Raw genomic sequence first — 20,529 nt, 5'->3', positions numbered from 1 at the left:
CACGCTGGCGCTGGCGCTCGCGGTGCTCGGCCTCTGCCTCGTCGGCGGGGTGCTGGCGCAGGTGCGCCTGGGCCTCGCGCCGCTGCAGCGCCTGCGCGCGGACCTCGCCGACGTCCGCGCCGGGCGGCGCGAGCGGGTGCCGGTCGCGCAGCCGGCCGAAATCCGGCCGCTGGTCGCCGAACTCAACGGGCTCCTCGACCAGAACGCCGCCAACCTCGCGCGTGCGCGCACGCATGTCGCGAACCTCGCCCACGGCCTCAAGACGCCGCTCGCCACCCTGACCCTGGCGCTCGCCGACCCGGGGCGCGATGCCGACGGCACCTTGCGCGGCCTCGTCGGGTCGATGGACCGGCAGGTCCGCCATCACCTGCGCCGCGCCCGCGCGGCGGCGCTCGAAGGCACGGCCCGTGGGCGGATCGGCTTGGCGAGCCCTATCCAGGATCTCGCCGCGACCCTCGGCCGCCTGCATGCCGCCAAGGGCGTGCGCGTCCGTATGGAGATCGCCGAAGGGCTGACTGTCAGCTGCGAGGCGCAGGACCTCGACGAGATGCTCGGGAACCTGATGGACAACGCCTGCCAATGGTGCCGCGGCGAGGTCCGGGTTTCGGCGGCGATGCAGGACGGCGCGGTGGCGATTGGCGTCGAGGATGACGGGGTGGGCCTCGATCCGGCGGCGGCGACCTCGGTCCTCCGGCGCGGGCAGCGCCTCGACGAGACCGTGCCGGGCAACGGATTCGGCCTGTCGATCACCCTGGAGCTGGCCGAACTCTACGGCGGCGGCCTGACCCTCGACCGGTCCGACCTCGGCGGTCTGCGCGCGACCCTCGTCCTGCCGGGCTGAGGGCCCAACGCAAGAAGCCCTCGACGGCGTCGGGCCGGAGGGCTGGTTCGACTAATGTGATCGGGAAGGTACGTGGCGCGGGCGACGGGACTCGAACCCGCGACCTCCGGCGTGACAGGCCGGCACTCTAACCAACTGAGCTACGCCCGCACGGCGTATCCGCTCGACAGCCCGGTGGGCCTCGGCGACGAGCGGGGGTTTAGGTGGGGGGGCAGGGAGTGTCAAGCGTGACCTTGCCACGCGAGACGCGATTGTCCGCAGACCCCGATTCTCCGGTCGCCGAACCGGATCTGTCTATTGGGGGGCTGCGCCGATCTGCCGTGTTGGCGAAGACCTGACATCGCGCCACCTCTCTGTCTCAGGCCGCGATTGTGCGACGCGCAAACGGCTTGTTTCACCGGGTCGGCTCGACTAAGCCTCGGCCCGCGCGCACTCTGGCATTGGAGCAATTCCATATCGCCGTTCGGTGAAGTTCAGGGCGGCGCGGTCCAGCGCGTGAGAGGTGTCGCATGACCGGTCTCCTGGCGGATTACCTGCCGCTCATCGTGTTCCTCGGCGTGTCGCTGTTCATCGCGGCGGCTCTTCTGGTGGCCCCGTTCCTGGTGGCCTATTCGAGCCCGGACCCGGAGAAGCTCTCGGCCTACGAGTGCGGCTTCAACGCCTTCGACGACGCCCGCATGAAGTTCGACGTGCGGTTCTATCTCGTCGCCATCTTGTTCATCATCTTCGACCTCGAAGTCGCCTTCCTGTTCCCCTGGGCCATCACGTTCGGGGATCTCGGCTGGTTCGGCATGTGGTCGATGATGGCCTTCCTCGGGGTCCTCACCGTCGGCTTCGTCTACGAGTGGCGCAAGGGCGCCCTCGAATGGGACTAGTCCGCGTCGTCGCCCCGCCCGCCCGCTCCTGAGGCATCCATGGCCTTCACCCCCGAACTGTCCCGCGCCCCGGCGATCGCGCCGCAGGCCAAGGGGCTCGTCGATCCGAACACCGGCCGCCCGATCGGTGCCGACGACCCGACCTTCCTGACGATCAGCGCGGAACTCGCCGACCGCGGCTTCCTGATCACCTCCACCGACGACCTGATCAACTGGGCCCGCACCGGCTCGCTGATGTGGATGACGTTCGGGCTCGCCTGCTGCGCGGTCGAGATGATGCAGATGTCGATGCCGCGATACGATTGCGAGCGCTTCGGCTTCGCCCCGCGCGGCTCGCCCCGCCAGTCCGACGTGATGATCGTCGCGGGCACGCTGACCAACAAGATGGCCCCGGCTTTGCGCAAGGTCTACGACCAGATGCCGGAGCCGCGCTACGTGATCTCGATGGGCTCCTGCGCCAACGGCGGCGGCTACTACCACTACTCGTATTCGGTGGTCCGCGGCTGCGACCGGGTCGTGCCGGTCGACATCTACGTGCCGGGCTGCCCGCCGACGGCCGAAGCGCTGCTCTACGGCGTGCTGCTGCTGCAGAAGAAGATCCGCCGTACCGGCACGATCGAGCGCTGAGGGCAGGCGATGACCAACGGCATCTCGATCCTCGCCCACACCCAGCCCGTCTCCGGCGACGCGGCCCTGCAGGCGCTGTCGGACCACGTGGCCGGGGCGCTTGGCCCGGCGGTGGTCGAGCGCACCATCGCGCTCGGCGAGCTGACGCTGGTGGTCCAGGCCTCGGACATCGTGTTCGCGCTGACGTTCCTGCGCGACGACCCGGCCTGCGCCTTCCGGAACTTCATCGACATCTGCGGCGCCGACTACCCGAGCCGCGCGCAGCGCTTCGACGTGGTCTACCACCTGCTCAGCCTGCGCCACAATTCCCGCATCCGGTTGAAGGTGCGCACCGACGAGGTCACGCCGGTCCCCTCCGTGATCGAGGTGTTCCCGGCGGCCAACTGGTACGAGCGCGAGACCTACGACCTCTACGGCATCCTGTTCTCGGGCCACCCGGACCTGCGCCGGCTGCTCACCGATTACGGCTTCGAGGGCCACCCCCTGCGCAAGGACTTCCCGCTGACCGGCTTCGTCGAGGTCCGCTACGACCAGGACGAGGCGCGCGTGGTCTACGAGCCGGTGAAGCTGACGCAGGAATTCCGGAACTTCGACTTCCTCTCGCCGTGGGAGGGCACCGAATACGTGCTTCCGGGCGACGAGAAGAAGACGGCTTGAGGCGGAGGGCTCACCATGACCGAGCATAATATCCGCAACTTCGCGATCAACTTCGGGCCGCAGCATCCGGCGGCGCACGGCGTGCTGCGCCTGGTGCTGGAGCTCGACGGCGAGGTGGTCGAGCGCGTCGACCCGCATATCGGCCTGCTGCACCGCGGCACCGAGAAGCTGATCGAGTACAAGACCTACCTCCAGGTCACGCCGTACTTCGACCGGCTCGACTACGTCTCGCCGATGAACCAGGAGCACGCCTTCTGCCTGGCGATCGAGAAGCTCGCCGGCATCGAGGTGCCGCGGCGCGCGCAGCTCATCCGCACCCTGTTCTGCGAGATCGGCCGCCTGCTCTCGCACCTGCTCAATGTCACGACGCAGGCGATGGACGTCGGCGCCCTCACGCCCCCGCTCTGGGGCTTCGAGGAGCGCGAGAAGCTGATGATCTTCTACGAGCGGGCCTCGGGCGCCCGGCTCCACGCCAACTACTTCCGCCCCGGCGGCGTCCACCAGGACCTGCCGCCCGCGCTGATCGACGACATCGAGGCGTTCTGCGACCCGTTCCTGCAGGTGGTCCAGGACCTCGACGACCTCGTCATGTCCAACCGCATCTTCAAGCAGCGCAACGTCGACATCGGCATCGTCTCGGTGGACGAGGCGATGGCCTGGGGCTTCTCCGGCCCGATGGTGCGCGGCTCGGGCATCCCGTGGGACCTGCGCAAGTCGCAGCCCTACGAGTGCTACGAGGAGATGGAGTTCGACATCCCCGTGGGGAAGAACGGCGACACCTACGATCGCCAGGTGATCCGCATGGAGGAGATGCGGGAATCCGTGAAGATCATGCGGCAATGCTGCGTCAAGCTGCGCGAGCCGGCGGGCCTGGGCCCGATCGCCTCGATCGACGGCAAGTTCGCGCCGCCGCCGCGCCGGGAGATGAAGCGCTCGATGGAAGCGCTCATCCACCACTTCAAGCTCTACACCGAAGGCTTCCACGTGCCCGAGGGGGAGGTCTACGCGGCCGTCGAGGCGCCCAAGGGCGAGTTCGGCGTCTACCTCGTCTCCGACGGCACCAACAAGCCGTATCGCTGCAAGATTCGCGCTCCGGGATTCGCCCACCTTCAGGCGATGGACTGGATGTGCCGCGGCCACCTGCTCGCCGACGTGTCCTGCGTGCTCGGCACGCTCGACATCGTCTTCGGCGAGGTGGACCGGTGAGCTGGAAGGGCCAGAACTGAGATGTCGAACCGCAGGCTCGCCCCCGCTTCCGAGCAGCCCGAGAGCTTCGCGTTCACGCAAGAGAACGCCGCCTGGGCCAAGGGGCAGATCGAGAAGTACCCGGAGGGCCGCCAAGCCTCGGCCGTGATCCCGCTGCTGTGGAAGGCGCAGGAGCAGAACGGCGGCTGGCTGCCGCGCCGCGCGATCGAGGCGGTGGCCGACGAGCTCGGCATGCCGCACATCCGCGTGCTCGAAGTGGCGACCTTCTACACGATGTTCGCCCTGGAGCCCGTGGGCCGGTTCTGGATCCAGCTCTGCGGCACGGTGCCGTGCGATTCCTGCGGCGCGCGCGAGTTGAAGGGCATGCTGCAGTCCCGCCTCGGGCCGGCCGGCCACGTCTCGGCCGACGGCAACTTCTCCTGGCTCGAAGTCGAGTGCCTGGGCGCCTGCTGCAACGCGCCGATGGTGCAGATCAACCAGGACTACTACGAGGACCTGACGCCCGAAAGCCTCGGCACGCTGATGGACGACCTCGCCGCCGGCCGTCCGGTCAATGTCGGCTCGCAGACCGGCCGCGTCTCGTCGGAGCCGCAGGGCGGCGCTGCGACGCTGAGCGACCCGACGCTGTTCGACGGCTCGCGCGTCGGCGCCTGGCGCCAGCGCTTCGAGGACAAGAACAAGGCGGAGGGCGACGAGGCCCGGGCCAAGGACGAGGCCGCCTCGACCGAGGCCCGCGCCGCGACCGAGCCCAAGATCGCCAAGCCCGATGCAGGCCGCCCCGTCGAGCGGCCCGTCTCCGACGCCCCGGCGCAGCGTGCGGCGGGCGGCGACGCACCGATCAAGGCCGACGACCACGCCGACGCGGCCGAGCGCGGCCGCTCCATCGCCAAGCACGGCAGCGCCCGCCCGGGCGACGCCGACGTGCTGGATTCGCCGGCCAAGCGCGTGGCGGAGGGCGAGCCTGCGGGCGCAGAGGCGGGGGCGCAGTCGGACCTGCCGCGCGATGCGGTGCCGCCGCAGCCGGAGGCGTCCGGCGCGAGCGAGAACGCGCCCGCCGCGAAGCCGTCCGAGCCTTCGACGAAACCGGCAGAGCCTTCGGCGAAGCCGGCGAAGTCGGATCCGGCCACCTGAGACACGGAAAGCCAAAGCCATGCTGGCCGATCAGGATCGCATCTTCACCAACCTCTACGGGTTGCACTCGCCCGGCCTCGAGGCCGCGCAGAAGCGCGGCGCGTGGGACGGCACCAAATTCCTCCTCGAGATGGGCCGTGACTGGATCATCGACGAGATGAAGGCCTCGGGTCTGCGCGGCCGCGGCGGCGCCGGCTTCCCGACCGGCCTCAAGTGGTCGTTCATGCCCAAGAAGTCGGACGGGCGGCCGCACTACCTCGTGGTCAACGCCGACGAGTCCGAGCCCGGCACCTGCAAGGACCGGGAGATCATGCGGCACGATCCGCACCTGCTGATCGAAGGCTGCATGCTGGCCTCCTTCGCGATGGCGGCGCATGCCTGCTACATCTACATCCGCGGCGAATACGTCGCCGAAAAGCACGCGCTGCAGCGGGCGGTGGACGAAGCCTACGCGGCCCGGCTCGTCGGCCAGGACAACGTCCACGGCTACCCGTTCGACATCTACGTCCACCACGGCGCAGGCGCCTACATCTGCGGCGAGGAGACGGCGCTGCTCGAATCCCTCGAGGGCAAGAAGGGCATGCCGCGGCTCAAGCCGCCGTTCCCGGCGAACATGGGCCTCTACGGCTGCCCGACGACGGTGAACAACGTCGAGTCGATCGCGGTCGCCGGCACGATCCTGCGTCGCGGCGGCGCGTGGTTCGCAGGCCTCGGCGGCAAGAACAACACCGGCACCAAGCTGTTCTGCGTCTCCGGCCACGTCAACAAGCCGTGCAACGTCGAGGAGGAGCTAGGCATCACCTTCCGCGAGCTCGTCGACAAGCATTGCGGCGGCATGCGCGGCGGCTGGGACAACCTGCTCTGCTCGATCCCCGGCGGCTCCTCGGTGCCGCTGGTGCCGGCCGAGCAGATCATCGACGCCAAGATGGACTTCGACACCCTGCGCAACCTCGGCTCCGGCCTGGGCACCGCGGCTGTGATCGTGCTCGACCGCTCGACCGACATCGTCCAGGCGATCGCCCGCATCGCGTATTTCTACAAGCACGAGTCCTGCGGCCAGTGCACGCCCTGCCGCGAGGGCACCGGCTGGATGTGGCGGGTGATGCTGCGGATGGCGGAAGGGCGCGCGCAGAAGCGCGAGATCGACATGCTGCTCGACGTCACCAAGCAGATCGAGGGCCACACGATCTGCGCGCTCGGCGACGCGGCGGCCTGGCCGATCCAAGGCCTCATCCGCCACTTCCGCCCCGAGATCGAGAAGCGCATCGACCGCTACAGCGCCAACCCGCATTCCGATGCGGTGCCGATGGCCGCCGAGTGACCGCCTTTGCCGACGCTCAGTCCTGAGATGAACGCATGACCAAAATCCTCGTCGACGGCATCGAGGTCGATGTTCCCGCCGAATACACCCTGCTGCAGGCCTGCGAGATGGCCGGCGCGGAAATCCCGCGCTTCTGCTTCCATGAGCGGCTGTCGATCGCCGGCAATTGCCGGATGTGCCTGGTCGAGCTGAAGGGTGCGCCCAAGCCCGTGGCCTCCTGTGCCTACGCGGTGAAGGATTGCCGCCCCGGCCCGAACGGCGAGCCGCCCGAGGTGCTGACGCGCTCCGGCCAGACGAAGAAGGCGCGCGAGGGGGTGATGGAGTTCCTCCTCATCAACCACCCGCTCGATTGCCCGATCTGCGACCAGGGCGGCCATTGCGACCTGCAGGACCAGGCGATGGCCTACGGCGTCGACTCGACCCGCTACGGCGAGAACAAGCGCGCGGTCGAGGAAAAGTACATCGGCCCGCTGGTGCGGACGGCGATGAACCGCTGCATCCACTGCACGCGCTGCGTGCGCTTCCTCGCCGAGGTCGCCGGCGTGCCGGACCTCGGCGCGATCGGCCGCGGCGAGGACATGGAGATCACGAGCTATCTCGAGCAGGCGATGGGCTCGGAGCTTCAGGGCAACGTCGCCGACCTCTGCCCCGTGGGCGCCCTCGTGCCCAAGCCTCAGAGCTACAACATCCGCCCCTGGGAGCTGTCGAAGACCGAATCGGTCGACGTGATGGATGCGGTCGGCTCGGCGATCCGCGTCGACGCCCGCGGCCGCGAGGTCATGCAGATCGAGCCGCGGGTCAACGAGGACATCAACGAGGAGTGGATCTCCGACAAGACCCGCCATCCCGTGGACGGCCTACGCGTCCAGCGCCTCGACCGGCCGTACCTGCGCGAGAACGGCCGCCTGCGCCCCGCCTCCTGGGGTGAGGCCTTCGCCGCGATCGCCGCCAAGGTGAAGGGCGCCGACCCCAAGCGCGTCGGCGCTCTGGTCGGGGATCTGGCGGGCGTCGAGGAGATCTTCGCGCTCAAGGGTCTGATGACCGCGCTCGGCGTGGCCAACCTCGATTGCCGCCAGGGCGGCGAGCGGCTCGATCCGGCCTGGGGTCGGGCGTCCTACGTCTTCAACCCGACCATCCCCGGCATCGAGGCGGCGGACGCGATACTGCTCGTCGGCGCCAACCCGCGGACCGAGGCGTCGCTCCTCAACGTCCGCATCCGCAAGCGCTGGCGGATGGGGCCGCTCGCGGTCGGCCTGATCGGCGAGGACACCGACCTCACCTATCCCCACACCTATCTCGGCGCCGGCACCGACACCCTGGCGGCCCTGGCCAAGGGCGAGCACAGCTTCCTCGAGATCCTGAAGGGCGCCGATCGCCCGCTGGTGATCGTCGGCGGTGCGGCGCTCGCCGACCCGGCCGTGATCGCCGCGGCCGCGGCGCTCGCCAAGGACGTCGGCGCCGTCACGGCGGAATGGAACGGGTTCGGCGTGCTGCACACGGCCGCCGCCCGGGTCGGCGCGCTCGACCTCGGCTTCGTGCCGGGGGAGGGCGGCCTCGACTTCTCCGGCATGATCGCGCCGGGCGCCCTCGACGTCGTGTTCAACCTCGGCGCCGACGAATGCACGGTCGGGGCCGGCGCCTTCGTGATCTACCAGGGCACCCACGGCGACCGCGGCGCCTCGCGCGCCGACGTGGTGCTGCCGGGCGCCGCCTACACCGAGAAGAGCGCGACCTACGTCAACCTGGAGGGCCGGGTGCAGCAGGCCAACCGCGCCGGCTTCCCGCCGGGCGACGCCCGCGAGGACTGGGCGATCCTGCGCGCGCTCTCCGACGTGCTCGGCCACCGCCTGCCCTACGATTCGCTGGTGGCCCTGCGCCGTGCGCTCTACGCCGAACACCCGCACCTGGCCGCCATCGGCAGCGTCGAGCCGGGCGACACGGTGGCGGCGGTCGATCGCCTGGCCGGCCTCGGCGGCACGATGGCCAAGGCCGCCTTCGCCTCGCCGGTGCTCGACTTCTACCTCACCAATCCGATCGCGCGCGCCTCGCGCGTGCTCGCCGAATGTTCGAGCCTCGCCCGCGGGCGCGCCCTCGAAGCCGCCGAGTAAGGGGCCGTCATGACACCCTGGGAAACCGTCGGCCTCGTGCTGATGCTGGCGCTGAAGAGCTTCCTGCTGCTGGCGTGCCTGCTCGTCTTCATCGCCTACGCGCTGCTGGCGGACCGCAAGATCTGGGCGGCGGTGCAGCTGCGCCGCGGCCCGAACGTGGTCGGGCCGTTCGGCCTGTTCCAGTCCTTCGCCGACCTGCTGAAGTTCGTGCTGAAGGAGCCGGTGATCCCCGCCGGCGCCAACAAGGCGCTGTTCCTGCTGGCGCCGCTGGTCTTCGCGACGCTCGCGCTCGCGGCCTGGGCCGTGATCCCGCTCGCGGAGGGCTGGGCGCTCGCCGACATCAACGTCGGCATGACCTACATCTTCGCGATTTCCAGCCTGGGCGTGTACGGCGTTCTGATGGGCGGCTGGGCCTCGAACTCGAAATACGCCTTCCTCGGCGCGCTCCGCTCGGCGGCGCAGATGATCTCCTACGAGGTCTCGCTCGGCTTCGTCATCATCTGCGTGCTGCTCTGCGCCGGCTCGCTCAACCTCTCGAAGATCGTCATCGCGCAGGACACCTCGCTCGGCATCCTCGGCTGGTACTGGCTGTGGCTGTTCCCGATGTTCGTGGTATTCTTCATCTCTGCGCTGGCCGAGACGAACCGCCCCCCCTTCGACCTGCCGGAGGCCGAATCGGAGCTCGTGGCGGGCTACATGGTCGAGTACTCCTCGACGCCGTACCTGCTGTTCATGCTCGGCGAGTACGTGGCGATCATGACCATGTGCGCGCTCGGCACGGTGTTGTTCCTCGGCGGCTGGCTCTCGCCGATCCCGTTCGCGCCCTTCACCTGGGTGCCGGGGCTGATCTGGTTCGCGCTGAAGGCCAGCTTCCTGTTCTTCATGATCGCCATGGTGAAGGCCATGGTCCCGCGCTACCGCTACGACCAGCTCATGCGGCTCGGCTGGAAGGTCTTCCTTCCGCTCTCGCTCGCCTCGGTCGTGGTCGTCGCCTTCGTGCTCAAGCTGACCGGCCTCGCTCCAGGTGCCTGATTGAATTCGCGCCTGAGCCTCACCCAGAAATCGGAGATCGCGGCATGAAGCTCGATCAGGTCGCCAAGGGCCTTCTGCTGAAGGAGTTCGCCTCGGGGTTCGTCCTCGCGATGAAGTATTTCTTCAAGCCGAAGGCGACGATCAACTACCCCTTCGAGATGGGCCATCGCGGCCCGCGCTTCCGCGGCGAGCACGCCCTGCGCCGCTATCCGAACGGCGAGGAGCGCTGCATCGCGTGCAAGCTGTGCGAGGCGATCTGCCCGGCGCAGGCCATCACCATCGAGGCGGGACCCCGCCGCAACGACGGCACGCGGCGCACCACCCGCTACGACCTCGACATGGTGAAGTGCATCTATTGCGGCATGTGCCAGGAGGCCTGCCCGGTCGATGCCATCGTCGAGGGGCCGAACTTCGAGTTCTCGGTCGAGACCCGCGAGGAGCTGCTCTACGACAAGGAGAAGCTGCTGCTGAACGGCGACCGCTGGGAGCGCGAGATCGCGCGAAACCTCGCGATGGACGCCCCCTACCGCTGACATCCCCGCCCCGTCCCTCAGCGCCGCGGGTTGTGCGGCGCGGGAGCGGGTTCTATAGACGGCCGGCCGGGTCCGGACCGTTTTTGCGGACCGTTTTCTCATGAGGCAGAAGGGGCCGCTCCGGCGGCCGATCCCGACAAGCGCATGACTGCAGCCGCCGCCTTCTTCTACCTCTTCGCGGGCCTCACCATCGCCTCGGGCTTCATGGTGATCGCGTCCCGCAATCCCATCGCCTCGGTGCTGTTCCTGATTCTCGCCTTCGTGAACGCCGCCGGCCTGTTCGTGCTGATGGGCGCCGAGTTCCTGGCGATGATCCTCGTCGTCGTCTACGTCGGCGCGGTCGCGGTGCTGTTCCTGTTCGTCGTGATGATGCTCGACGTGGACTTCGCCCAGCTCCGGCAGGGGTTCCAGCAGTATCTCCCGGTCGGCGCGATGATCGGCGCGGTGTTCCTGATCGAGCTTCTGCTCGTCGTCGGCTCGTGGACGATCGATCCCGGCCTGGTGCAGGCGCCGCTCGGCAACGTGGCGGCGGGCGAGCACACCAGCAACACGGTGATTCTCGGCCGGGTGCTCTACACGGAATACGTCTACTTCTTCCAGATCGCCGGCCTGATCCTGCTCGTCGCGATGATCGGCGCGATCGTGCTGACCCTGCGCGATCGCCCCGGCGTCAAGCGCCAGAACATCGCGCTGCAGAACGCGCGCACGCAAGGCGACGCGGTCGAGACCCGCAAGGTGCCCTCCCGCCAGGGCGTCGAGGTCTGATGGCCGAGACCCGGACGGCTTGGGCGACCCTGAAGACCTGGGCGGAGACAGCACGATGATCGGCCTCAGCCACTACCTCACGGTCGCCGCGATCCTGTTCACGCTCGGCGTGCTGGGGATCTTCATCAACCGCAAGAACGTCATCGTCATCCTGATGTCGATCGAGCTGATCCTGCTCGCGGTGAACATCAACTTCGTCGCCTTCTCGACCCACCTGAACGACATCACCGGCCAGGTCTTCGCCCTGTTCGTGCTGACGGTCGCCGCGGCCGAGGCCGCGATCGGGCTCGCCATCCTCGTGGTGTTCTTCCGCAACCGCGGCTCCATCGCGGTCGAGGACATCAGCATGATGAAGGGCTGAGCGGCTCACCCCGCGACGCCCTTCCGCCAGAAACCCGCCGCCCTGCGAGGCCGGACCGCACGATGTATCACGCGATCGTCTTCTTCCCGCTCATCGGCGCCCTCATCGCAGGGCTGTTCGGGCGCTTCATCGGCGCGCGGGTCTGCGAGTACGTCACCACCGCCTGCCTCGCCTTCTCGGCGCTGCTGTCCTGGGGCGTGTTCATCGAGGGCGACCACGCCACGCGGGTGCAGGTCGCGACCTGGTTCACGGCCGGCGACCTCACCGTCGACTGGGCCTTCCGCATCGACACGCTGACGCGGGTGATGCTCGTCGTCGTCACCACCGTCTCGACCCTCGTGCACCTCTACTCCGTCGGCTACATGGAGGAGGATCCGCACCGGCCGCGCTTCTTCGCCTACCTGTCGCTGTTCACCTTCGCCATGCTGATGCTGGTGACGGCCGACAACCTCGTGCAGATGTTCTTCGGCTGGGAGGGCGTCGGCCTCGCCTCCTACCTGCTGATCGGGTTCTGGTACGAGAAGCCCTCGGCGAACGCCGCCGCGATGAAGGCCTTCATCGTCAACCGCGTCGGCGATTTCGGCTTCTCGCTCGGCATCTTCCTCGTCTTCGTGCTGTTCGGCTCGGTCGCCTTCGACGGCATCTTCCCGCGGGTGAACGAGCTCAAGGACGCGCATTTCCACTTCCTCGGCCAGGATTGGCACGCGCTGACGCTGACCTGCCTGCTGCTGTTCATGGGCGCGATGGGCAAGTCGGCGCAGTTCCTGCTGCACACCTGGCTGCCGGATGCGATGGAAGGCCCGACCCCGGTCTCGGCGCTGATCCATGCCGCGACCATGGTGACGGCCGGCGTGTTCATGGTGGCGCGCCTGTCGCCGCTGTTCGAGCTCGCGCCCGACGCCCTCGTGTTCGTCACGGTCATCGGCGGCATCACCGCCTTCTTCGCCGCCACGGTCGGCCTGGTGCAGAACGACATCAAGCGCGTGATCGCGTACTCGACCTGCTCGCAGCTCGGCTACATGTTCGTCGCGCTCGGCGTCGGCGCGTACTCCGCCGGCATCTTCCACCTGTTCACCCACGCCTTCTTCAAGGCGCTGCTGTTCCTCGGCGCCGGCTCGGTCATCCACGCGATGCACCACGAGCAGGACATGCGGAACATGGGCGACTTGCGCCGCTACATCCCGTTCACCACCGCGATGATGGCGATCGGTACGCTGGCGCTCATCGGCTTCCCCTTCACCGCCGGCTACTACTCGAAGGATGCGATCATCGAGGCGGCCTACGCCTCGACGCGGCCCGGGCACACGCTGGCCTTCATGGCGACCGTGATCGCGGCGTTCTTCACCTCGTTCTATTCCTGGCGCCTGTTCTTCCTCACCTTCGAGGGGCCGGCGCGCTGGGGCGCGCACGCCCACCACGACGACCACGCGACGCCGGCCGTCGCGCATGCGTCTCAGGCCGTCGAAGCCGACGGCGCGCCGGGCCACACCGAGGGCGTGGCGCACGACGACCACGGCCACGACATCGAGCCGGCGCACAAGAGCGACCTCGTCGCCGACGACCACCACGGGCACGGCCATCACGGCGATCACACGCCACACGAATCCCCGCTGGTGATGACGATCCCCCTCGGCATCCTCGCCTTCGGCGCGCTGTTCGCCGGCCTGATCTTCAAGGATCGCTTCATCGGCGAGGGCATGGACGCGTTCTGGGGCCACGCCCTGGCGCACGGGCCCGACAACCACATCATGCACGACATCCACCACGTGCCGGCGCTGGTCTCCTACGCGCCGTTCATCATGCTGCTGCTCGGGTTCGTGCTGGCCTTCATCATGTACATCCGCCGGCCGAAGCTGCCGGGCGCGCTCGCCGCCCAGCAGCCGGCCCTGTACCGGTTCCTGCTCAACAAGTGGTACGTCGACGAGATCTACGACCGGATCTTCGTGCGTCCGGCCAAGGATTTCGGCCTGTTCCTGTGGCGTCAGGTCGACGGCCGCGCCATCGACGGCGCCGGCCCGGACGGGATCGCGGCCCGCGTCGTCGACGTGACCCGCGGCGTCGTCCGCTTCCAGACCGGCTACGTCTACCACTACGCCTTCGTGATGCTGATCGGCGTCGCGGGCATCCTGAGCTGGTACCTGATGGCCGGCCTTCCGAAGCCCGGGGGGCACTGACGATGGTCGTCGCTCAGCATCGCATCCGGCCCTTGCGCGGGTCCTCTCTTCCAATGGGAGAGGGACAGGGTGAGGGGCGTGACCTCTCCGGCACGTCCTCATCCCTCACCCCAACCCTCTCCCGCACGGGAGAGGCGGCTGCGTCGTGCCGTCCGAGCGCGAATCCCATCGTTTGGAGCCTTCGCTAGATGTTCGGTCTCGGCATCCTCTCCGGCCTGCTGATCGTGCCGCTCTGCGGCGCGGCCTTCATCCTGACCTTGTCGGGCGACGAGAAGGCCGTCGCGAAGAACGCCCGCTGGGCGGCGCTCGCGACCACGGTCGTCACCTTCCTGCTCTCGCTCGTCGCCTGGAACCGGTACGACGCGACCTCGGCGAGCTTCCAGCTCGTCGAGAGCCACGCGTGGCTCGCCGAGACGATCCGGTTCAAGCTCGGCGTCGACGGCTTCTCAATGCCGCTCGTGCTGCTGACGACGTTCCTGATGCCGTTCTGCGTCGGCGCCTCGTGGCACGCGATCGGCACCCGCGTGAAGGAGTACTTCGTCGCCTTCCTCGTGCTCGAGACGACGATGATCGGCGTCTTCCAGGCGCTCGACCTGGTGCTGTTCTACCTCTTCTTCGAGGCCGGCCTGATCCCGATGTTCCTCATCATCGGCATCTGGGGCGGCAAGCGGCGCATCTACGCCAGCTTCAAGTTCTTCCTCTACACCCTGCTCGGCTCGGTGCTGATGCTGCTCGCCATCATGGCGATGTACTGGCAGGCCGGCACCACCGACATCCCGACCCTGTTGCAGACCCGCTTCCCCGTGGGCATGCAATGGTGGCTGTGGCTGGCCTTCTTCGCGAGCTTCGCGGTGAAGATGCCGATGTGGCCGGTGCACACCTGGCTCCCCGACGCGCACGTCGAGGCGCCCACCGCCGGCTCGGTGATCCTGGCCGGCATCCTGCTCAAGATGGGCGGCTACGGCTTCATCCGGATCTCGCTGCCGATGCTGCCGGATGCGAGCCACACCTTCGCGCCGCTGGTCTTCGCGCTGTCGGTGATCGCGATCATCTTCACCTCGCTCACCGCCTTGATGCAGACCGACATCAAGAAGCTCATCGCCTACTCGTCGGTGGCGCATATGGGCTTCGTCACGCTCGGCCTGTTCACCCTCAACGAGCAGGGCATCCAGGGCGCGCTGTTCCTCATGATCTCGCACGGCATCGTCTCGGGCGCGCTCTTCCTCGGGGTCGGCGTGGTCTACGACCGGATGCACACCCGCGAGATCGCGGCCTATGGCGGCCTGGTGAAGCGGATGCCGCTCTACGCCGTGGCGATGATGGTGTTCACCATGGCCAATGTCGGCCTGCCCGGCACCTCCGGCTTCGTAGGCGAGTTCCTGGCGATGATGGGCGCATTCAAGGCGAACCCGACGGTGGCGTTCTTTTCGGTCTTCGGCATCATCCTGTCGGCCGGCTACGCCCTGTGGCTCTACGCGCGGGTGATCTACGGCAAGCTCGAGAAGCCCAATCTCCAGGGCATCCTCGATCTCGACAACCGTGAAAAGCTGATCCTCGCGCCGCTCGTCGCGCTGACGATCTACTACGGCGTCCACCCGGCCCCGATCCTCGACGTCTTCGCCCCCTCCACCGAGGCGTTGATGACGAGCATGAAGGCCGCCCTCTCGAACACGCAGACCGCGGCCGCCGCGCTGCCCCTCGCGCGCTGAAGGCAGGGCCAGAGATGCCGACCGTCCAGACCGTGCAGACCGTCCTGCCCTCGCTCACCCCGCTGCTGCCCGAGCTGATCCTCGGCGTCGGCGTGATGGTGCTGATCCTCTACGGCGCGTTCCGCGGCGAGCGCTCCGTCGAGACCATCAACGTCGGCGCCCTCGCGCTGCTGCTCGTCGCCCTGTTCGTGGTGATGTCGCAGGCGCCCGGCACCAAGGTGACGACGCTGTCCGGCAGCTTCATCCAGGACGGCTTCTCGAAGGTGATGAAGGCCCTGGTGCTGCTGGGTTCCGCCGCGACGATCCTGCTGTCGCGCGACTACTTCCAGCGCGAGAAGATCGACCGGTTCGAGTTCCCGATCCTGATCGTGCTGTGCACGATCGGCATGCTGGTCATGGTCTCGGCCAACGACCTGATCGCGCTCTATCTCGGCCTCGAGCTGCAGTCGCTCGCCGCCTACGTCATCGCCGCGTTCCACCGCGACGACCTGAAGTCCACCGAAGCCGGCCTTAAGTACTTCGTCCTCGGCGCGCTCTCCTCCGGCATGCTGCTCTACGGCGCCTCGCTGGTCTACGGCTTCACCGGCACCGTGTCCTTCCCCGGTATCGTCTCGGCGCTCCACGAGGATGCCGGCTTCGGCATCGTGCTCGGCATCGTGTTCGTCGCGGCCGGCGTCTCGTTCAAGCTGGCGGCGGTGCCGTTCCACATGTGGACGCCGGACGTCTACGAGGGTTCTCCGACGCCGGTGACGGCGTTCTTCGCCTCCGCTCCGAAGATGGCGGCGATGGCGATGACGGTCCGCGTCTTCATCGGCGCGTTCCCCGACGTCACTGCGATCTGGCAGCAGATCATCGTGTTCATCGCCATCGCCTCGATGACGCTGGGCTCCTTCGCCGCCATCGGCCAGCGCAGCCTCAAGCGCCTGATGGCCTACTCGTCGATCGGCAACGTCGGCTACGCCCTGATCGGGTTGGCGGCGGGCACCGAGGAGGGCATCCGCGGCGTGGTGGTCTACATGATCATCTACCTCGCGATGACGCTCGGCGCCTTCGCCATCATCCTGAGCCTGCGCCGCCGGAACGAGATGTTCGAGACGATCGAGGACCTGTCCGGCCTCTCGCGCACCCACCCGTGGATCGCGTTCTGCCTGGCGATGATGATGTTCTCGCTGGCCGGCATCCCGCCCCTCGCCGGGTTCTTCGGCAAGTTCTACGTCTTCGCCGCCGCGATCCAGGCCAACCTCGTGGCGCTCGCCGTCGTCGGCGTGGTCACCAGCGTGGTCGGGGCGTACTATTACATCCGCGTGGTCAAGATCATGTACTTCGACGAGGCCAAGGCGCCCTACGAGGCGATGGCCCCGGGCCTGCGCATCGTGCTCGCCCTGTCGAGCGTCGTCGTGATCCTGTTCTGGCTGCTGCCGGCACCGCTCGTCGGGGCGGCGGGCGCGGCGGCCAAGTCGCTGTTCTAGGGCCTTGGACTTCCGTCTCGGCGACGGCGCGCGCGCCGTCGGGCATCGCCTTCACGTCCACGACCGCCTCGGCTCGACCAACACCGAAGCGCTCGACCAGGCGCGCGCCGGGGCGACCGGCCCGCTCTGGGTCGCGGCGCACGCCCAGGAGGCCGGCCGCGGCCGGCGCGGCAACGCCTGGGCCTCGGTGCCGGGGAACCTCACCGCCAGCGTGCTGTGGCCGGTGGCGGGCGTCGAGCCGGAGCGGGTCGCCGGCCTCGGCTTCGTCGCCGGGGTCGCGCTGGTCGAGACCCTGGAGGCGGTCTGCGGCTCGGGCTCGGCCGGGACGTTCGGGCTGAAATGGCCGAACGACGTGCTGGCGGGCGGCGCCAAGCTCGCCGGCATCCTGCTCGAGGCGGAGACGCTGCCGGGCGGCAGGCGGGCGGTGGCGATCGGGTTCGGCGTCAATGTCGCAGGCGTTCCCGAGGCGTTTTCGAGTTCCGCCGCCTCGCTCGCGGGGCTCGGATACCCAGGTGATGCCGGCATGGTGCTGGCGGATCTGACGAATAAGCTTGCCGCGGCGGCCCGTATCTGGGATCGCGGGCGGGGATTCCCTGAGATTCGCGAGCGATGGCTCGCACGGGCCTCCGGCCTCGGGTCGCGCATCGCGGTCCGCAGCGGCACGGAGACCCTGGTCGGCGATTTCGAAGACATCGACGAGGGGGGGCGGCTCGTGATCCTCGCCCCGGACGGAACGCGGCGAACCGTGACGGCGGGCGAGGTGCATTTTGGGACGGCCGCGACGGCGGCATGAGATGGATTTGGAACTGATGACAACGGGACACGACGAGCTCGTCTTCCTGCCGCTCGGCGGCGTGGGCGAGATCGGGATGAACGCCGCCCTCTACGGCTTCGGGCCGGAGAAGGGCCGCAAGTGGATCATGGTCGATTGCGGGATGGGCTTCGCGAGCGAGGAGGCGATGCCCGGCGTCGACCTCATGTTCCCGGACCTCACCTACATCGAGGAGCGGAAGAAGGACCTCCTGGGGATCTTCATCACCCACGCGCACGAGGACCATATCGGCGCGATCTCCGAGCTGTGGCCGCGCCTGAAGGTGCCGGTCTACGCCACCCGCTTCGCCAAAAGCCTGCTCGAGACCCGGCGCCTGTCTGAGCCGGGCGCGCCGAAGGTGGACCTGCGCGAGATCAAGCCGGGCCGCCGGGTGACGCTCGGACCGTTCGAGATCGACTACGTGCCGGTCTCGCACTCGATCCCCGAGTCGAACGCGGTGGCGATCCGGACGTCCGCCGGCCTCGTGCTGCACACCGGCGACTGGAAGATCGACCCGACGCCGATCCTCGGCGACGTGACCTCGGCCGAGGCGTTCCGCGCCATGGGCGACGAGGGCATCCTGGCGCTCGTCTGCGATTCGACCAACGTCGTCCGCGAGGGCTTCTCGCCGAGCGAGGCCGAGGTCGCCGCGACGCTCGCCAAGCTCATCGCCGTCGCGCCGCAGCGCGTGGCGGTGACGACCTTCGCCTCCAACGTCGCCCGCATCCGTGCCGTGGCCCTGGCGGCCAAGGCCTGCGGCCGCGAGGTGGTCGCGGTCGGCCGCGCCATGGACCGGGTGATCGACGTCGCCCGCGAATGCGGCTTCCTCGACGGCCTGCAGGATTTCCGCCGCGCCGATTCCTGGCGCGACCTGCCGCGCGACAAGGTCGTGGCGCTGCTCACCGGCTCGCAGGGCGAGCCGCGTGCGGCTTTGGCCCGCGTCTCCCGTAAGGATCACCCGGACATCGCGCTTGCCGCGGGCGACCAGGTGATCTTCTCCTCGCGCGCCATCCCCGGCAACGAGCGCGAGGTCGGCGCGATCATCAACGACCTGATCGAGCAGGGCGTCGAGGTCATCACCGACCGGACCGAGCTGGTCCACGTCTCAGGCCACCCGCGCCGGGACGAGATGGCCGAGATGTACGCCTGGACCCGGCCGCAGACGGCGATTCCCGTCCACGGCGAGGCCCTGCACCTCGACGAGCACGCGCGCTTCGCCCGCGCCCACGGCGTCGACAACGTGGTCAAGGCCCGCAACGGCACCTTGATCCGCCTGAGCCCCGGCCGGCCGGAGATCATCGACCACGTGAAGTCGGGCCGCCTGTTCAAGGACGGCAACGTCCTGATCGACGGCAAGGACCGCGCGATCCCCGAGCGGCGCAAGCTCGCGCAGGCCGGCCTCGTCTCGGTGGCGATCGCCATCGACGAGAGCGGCGAGGTGCTGGGCGAGCCGGCGGTGGACATCATCGGCCTGCCCAACCGCGGCCGCGGCGGCGCGCCGCTGATCGACACCGTCGTCGATTCGGTCTCGCGCACGCTGTCCGGCCTGTCGAAGGGCAAGCGCCGCGACTCGGAGGCCGTCGAGAAGGCCGTCGACCGCGCCGTGCGCTCGGCCGTCAACGAGGTCTGGGGCAAGAAGCCCGCTTGCCACGTGCAGGTGGTCGAGGTCTGATCGCGATCGTCCCTCCCCCTGAAGCGGGGGGAGGGTGGCCTTCGCGTGAGCGAAGGTCGGGAGAGGGGAACGCCATTCCAGGCACCGTCGCTCTCCTCTCCCGACTTAGCTCGCGGGCCGCCCTCTCCCGCAGAGGGGAGAGGGAAGGGCACGGTGAAGATCGGGAGAAACCAATGATCGGCCGGCTCAACCACGTCGCCATCGCGGTGCGCGACCTCGACGCCGCGTGCAAGGTCTACCGCGAGACGCTGGGCGCGACGCTGACGGCGCCGCTGCCGCAGCCGGAGCACGGCGTCACCGTCGTGTTCGTCGAATTGCCCAACAGCAAGATCGAGCTGATGGCGCCGCTGGGCGCGGATTCGCCGATCGCGAGCTTCGTCGAGCGCAACCCGGGCGGCGGCGTCCACCACGTCTGCTACGAGGTCGACGACATCATCGCGGCCCGCGACCGGCTGAAGGCCGAGGGCGCCCGCGTGCTCGGCACCGGGGAGCCCCGCATCGGCGCGCACGGCAAGCCGGTGCTGTTCCTCCACCCGAAGGACTTCCTCGGGACGCTGACCGAGCTGGAGCAGGTCTGATCCGGGTGAACGCATTCCTCAAGGCCGTGGCGCGCTCGACCCCGCGGACGCTCGGCGTGGTGCTCGTCCTCGTCGCCGCCTTCGTCGCGGTGGCGGTGCTGCAGTTCCGCCTGACGGTGTTCGGGGCGAGCGCCCTCTACTTCGTGGTGTGGTGGACGCTGCTCTTCGCGATCCTGCCGATCCGCAACCAGGCCGAGACCGACCCGGCCCGGGTGGTGCCGGGGCAGGACCCCGGCGCGCCCGCCGCGCCGCGTCTGCGCGAGAAGGCGATCTGGACGACGCTCGCCGCCGGCGCGGCCTTCCTGGTCGCGCTCGCCGCGTTTCCGCTGACGGGGCTCTAGCGCAACGTCCGCCTGCGCGGGCTGGTGCTCGGATTGCCGGTAATGGCCGCCCGCTGAATGCCGTCCGCGTCGGCGGCCCGGCCAATGCCGCCAAGAGGAAAGCGCTCGTCGGTGGTCTCGCAAAACAAAAAAGCAAGGCCTGAGGCCTTGCTTTTCTAGCAGTCAATCTGGTTCGACCTTTGATTGTCCTACGCATTGACTGCGTGGCGGTCGATTTTCCTCCCGAGACCCGGACCTTTGCGTGCCCTCTAAGGGGCTTCGCAACCATCGCGGGCCGCTTATAGGAACAACATTTCGTCCTGTCACCGGGTCGAAGAG

19 protein-coding genes and 1 tRNA gene are annotated in these 20,529 nt (G+C 68.7%); 19 read left to right on the top strand and 1 reads right to left on the bottom strand.

The features are described from left to right. On the top strand, positions 1–841 hold an 841-nt coding region (locus FV229_RS05805), incomplete at its 5' end, for an ATP-binding protein (RefSeq protein WP_246688066.1). Positions 842–914: 73 nt separating this feature from the next. Here FV229_RS05805 and FV229_RS05800 read toward each other — a convergent pair. Next, positions 915–991 (bottom strand) — tRNA-Asp (locus tag FV229_RS05800). Positions 992–1,350: 359 nt separating this feature from the next. On the opposite strand from FV229_RS05800, the gene FV229_RS05795 reads away from it, so the two are divergent. The 18 genes from FV229_RS05795 (at position 1,351) to FV229_RS05710 (ending at position 20,211) form a co-directional block, all read left to right on the top strand. Further along, entirely contained in the window at positions 1,351–1,716 is a 366-nt protein-coding gene (locus FV229_RS05795) for an NADH-quinone oxidoreductase subunit A (protein ID WP_147728471.1), read from the top strand. 39 nt (positions 1,717–1,755) lie between these two features. After that, complete coding sequence (locus FV229_RS05790; protein WP_147728470.1) at positions 1,756–2,343, top strand: NADH-quinone oxidoreductase subunit B; 588 nt, start codon at positions 1,756–1,758, stop codon at positions 2,341–2,343. A 9-nt stretch (positions 2,344–2,352) separates the two neighbouring features. Continuing rightward, the gene (locus FV229_RS05785; protein ID WP_147751047.1) at positions 2,353–3,000 is read left to right on the top strand and encodes an NADH-quinone oxidoreductase subunit C; all 648 of its coding nucleotides are present in this window, start codon (positions 2,353–2,355) and stop codon (positions 2,998–3,000) included. Positions 3,001–3,015: 15 nt separating this feature from the next. Continuing rightward, positions 3,016–4,206, top strand: a complete 1,191-nt coding sequence (locus tag FV229_RS05780) for an NADH-quinone oxidoreductase subunit D (protein WP_147751046.1) — start codon at positions 3,016–3,018, stop codon at positions 4,204–4,206. A 21-nt stretch (positions 4,207–4,227) separates the two neighbouring features. After that, positions 4,228–5,337, top strand: a complete 1,110-nt coding sequence (gene nuoE / locus FV229_RS05775) for an NADH-quinone oxidoreductase subunit NuoE (protein ID WP_147751045.1) — start codon at positions 4,228–4,230, stop codon at positions 5,335–5,337. A 19-nt stretch (positions 5,338–5,356) separates the two neighbouring features. After that, the gene (nuoF, locus tag FV229_RS05770; protein ID WP_147726111.1) at positions 5,357–6,658 is read left to right on the top strand and encodes an NADH-quinone oxidoreductase subunit NuoF; all 1,302 of its coding nucleotides are present in this window, start codon (positions 5,357–5,359) and stop codon (positions 6,656–6,658) included. A 35-nt stretch (positions 6,659–6,693) separates the two neighbouring features. Further along, positions 6,694–8,766, top strand: a complete 2,073-nt coding sequence (gene nuoG / locus FV229_RS05765) for an NADH-quinone oxidoreductase subunit NuoG (protein ID WP_147751044.1) — start codon at positions 6,694–6,696, stop codon at positions 8,764–8,766. Between the two features lie 9 nt (positions 8,767–8,775). Further along, positions 8,776–9,798 (top strand): NADH-quinone oxidoreductase subunit NuoH, encoded by a 1,023-nt coding sequence (nuoH, locus tag FV229_RS05760; protein ID WP_147751043.1) that lies wholly within the window; start codon positions 8,776–8,778, stop codon positions 9,796–9,798. A gap of 44 nt (positions 9,799–9,842) precedes the next feature. Beyond that, on the top strand, positions 9,843–10,331 hold the full coding sequence (gene nuoI / locus FV229_RS05755) for an NADH-quinone oxidoreductase subunit NuoI (RefSeq protein ID WP_147751042.1): 489 nt from the start codon (positions 9,843–9,845) through the stop codon (positions 10,329–10,331). 144 nt (positions 10,332–10,475) lie between these two features. Beyond that, on the top strand, positions 10,476–11,096 hold the full coding sequence (locus FV229_RS05750) for an NADH-quinone oxidoreductase subunit J (RefSeq protein WP_147726107.1): 621 nt from the start codon (positions 10,476–10,478) through the stop codon (positions 11,094–11,096). Between the two features lie 55 nt (positions 11,097–11,151). Then, on the top strand, positions 11,152–11,457 hold the full coding sequence (gene nuoK / locus FV229_RS05745) for an NADH-quinone oxidoreductase subunit NuoK (protein ID WP_147751041.1): 306 nt from the start codon (positions 11,152–11,154) through the stop codon (positions 11,455–11,457). Between the two features lie 62 nt (positions 11,458–11,519). Continuing rightward, on the top strand, positions 11,520–13,631 hold the full coding sequence (gene nuoL / locus FV229_RS05740) for an NADH-quinone oxidoreductase subunit L (RefSeq protein ID WP_147751040.1): 2,112 nt from the start codon (positions 11,520–11,522) through the stop codon (positions 13,629–13,631). A gap of 188 nt (positions 13,632–13,819) precedes the next feature. Beyond that, complete coding sequence (locus FV229_RS05735) at positions 13,820–15,340, top strand: NADH-quinone oxidoreductase subunit M (RefSeq protein WP_147751039.1); 1,521 nt, start codon at positions 13,820–13,822, stop codon at positions 15,338–15,340. Positions 15,341–15,354: 14 nt separating this feature from the next. Beyond that, a complete protein-coding gene (gene nuoN, locus FV229_RS05730) occupies positions 15,355–16,809 on the top strand; it encodes an NADH-quinone oxidoreductase subunit NuoN (protein WP_147751038.1) in 1,455 nt (484 codons plus the stop codon). Between the two features lie 4 nt (positions 16,810–16,813). After that, positions 16,814–17,602, top strand: a complete 789-nt coding sequence (locus FV229_RS05725; protein WP_147751037.1) for a biotin--[acetyl-CoA-carboxylase] ligase — start codon at positions 16,814–16,816, stop codon at positions 17,600–17,602. 16 nt (positions 17,603–17,618) lie between these two features. Next, positions 17,619–19,292, top strand: coding sequence for a ribonuclease J (locus FV229_RS05720; RefSeq protein WP_147751036.1), 1,674 nt, complete (start codon positions 17,619–17,621; stop codon positions 19,290–19,292). Between the two features lie 173 nt (positions 19,293–19,465). Then, entirely contained in the window at positions 19,466–19,870 is a 405-nt protein-coding gene (mce, locus tag FV229_RS05715; RefSeq protein WP_147726100.1) for a methylmalonyl-CoA epimerase, read from the top strand. Next, positions 19,867–20,211, top strand: a complete 345-nt coding sequence (locus FV229_RS05710; RefSeq protein WP_147751052.1) for a DUF1467 family protein — start codon at positions 19,867–19,869, stop codon at positions 20,209–20,211. The genes mce and FV229_RS05710 overlap by 4 nt, the downstream gene beginning before the upstream one ends. Positions 20,212–20,529 lie beyond the last annotated feature (318 nt).

The sequence above is a fragment of the Methylobacterium sp. WL120 genome, assembly GCF_008039465.1.
Lineage (GTDB): Bacteria > Pseudomonadota > Alphaproteobacteria > Rhizobiales > Beijerinckiaceae > Methylobacterium > Methylobacterium cerastii.
Note: the sequence above shows the minus strand (reverse complement) of the source record. Positions and strands in the feature narration are given on the sequence as shown.

What these genes read in the sequence shown, in the direction of transcription:
- FV229_RS05795 (WP_147728471.1), top strand. Translation starts at nt 1,351, where the DNA reads ATGACCGGTCTCCTGGCGGATTACCTGCCGCTCATCGTGTTCCTCGGC.
- FV229_RS05790 (WP_147728470.1), top strand. Translation starts at nt 1,756, where the DNA reads ATGGCCTTCACCCCCGAACTGTCCCGCGCCCCGGCGATCGCGCCGCAG.
- FV229_RS05785 (WP_147751047.1), top strand. Translation starts at nt 2,353, where the DNA reads ATGACCAACGGCATCTCGATCCTCGCCCACACCCAGCCCGTCTCCGGC.
- FV229_RS05780 (WP_147751046.1), top strand. Translation starts at nt 3,016, where the DNA reads ATGACCGAGCATAATATCCGCAACTTCGCGATCAACTTCGGGCCGCAG.
- nuoE (WP_147751045.1), top strand. Translation starts at nt 4,228, where the DNA reads ATGTCGAACCGCAGGCTCGCCCCCGCTTCCGAGCAGCCCGAGAGCTTC.
- nuoF (WP_147726111.1), top strand. Translation starts at nt 5,357, where the DNA reads ATGCTGGCCGATCAGGATCGCATCTTCACCAACCTCTACGGGTTGCAC.
- nuoG (WP_147751044.1), top strand. Translation starts at nt 6,694, where the DNA reads ATGACCAAAATCCTCGTCGACGGCATCGAGGTCGATGTTCCCGCCGAA.
- nuoH (WP_147751043.1), top strand. Translation starts at nt 8,776, where the DNA reads ATGACACCCTGGGAAACCGTCGGCCTCGTGCTGATGCTGGCGCTGAAG.
- nuoI (WP_147751042.1), top strand. Translation starts at nt 9,843, where the DNA reads ATGAAGCTCGATCAGGTCGCCAAGGGCCTTCTGCTGAAGGAGTTCGCC.
- FV229_RS05750 (WP_147726107.1), top strand. Translation starts at nt 10,476, where the DNA reads ATGACTGCAGCCGCCGCCTTCTTCTACCTCTTCGCGGGCCTCACCATC.
- nuoK (WP_147751041.1), top strand. Translation starts at nt 11,152, where the DNA reads ATGATCGGCCTCAGCCACTACCTCACGGTCGCCGCGATCCTGTTCACG.
- nuoL (WP_147751040.1), top strand. Translation starts at nt 11,520, where the DNA reads ATGTATCACGCGATCGTCTTCTTCCCGCTCATCGGCGCCCTCATCGCA.
- FV229_RS05735 (WP_147751039.1), top strand. Translation starts at nt 13,820, where the DNA reads ATGTTCGGTCTCGGCATCCTCTCCGGCCTGCTGATCGTGCCGCTCTGC.
- nuoN (WP_147751038.1), top strand. Translation starts at nt 15,355, where the DNA reads ATGCCGACCGTCCAGACCGTGCAGACCGTCCTGCCCTCGCTCACCCCG.
- FV229_RS05720 (WP_147751036.1), top strand. Translation starts at nt 17,619, where the DNA reads ATGACAACGGGACACGACGAGCTCGTCTTCCTGCCGCTCGGCGGCGTG.
- mce (WP_147726100.1), top strand. Translation starts at nt 19,466, where the DNA reads ATGATCGGCCGGCTCAACCACGTCGCCATCGCGGTGCGCGACCTCGAC.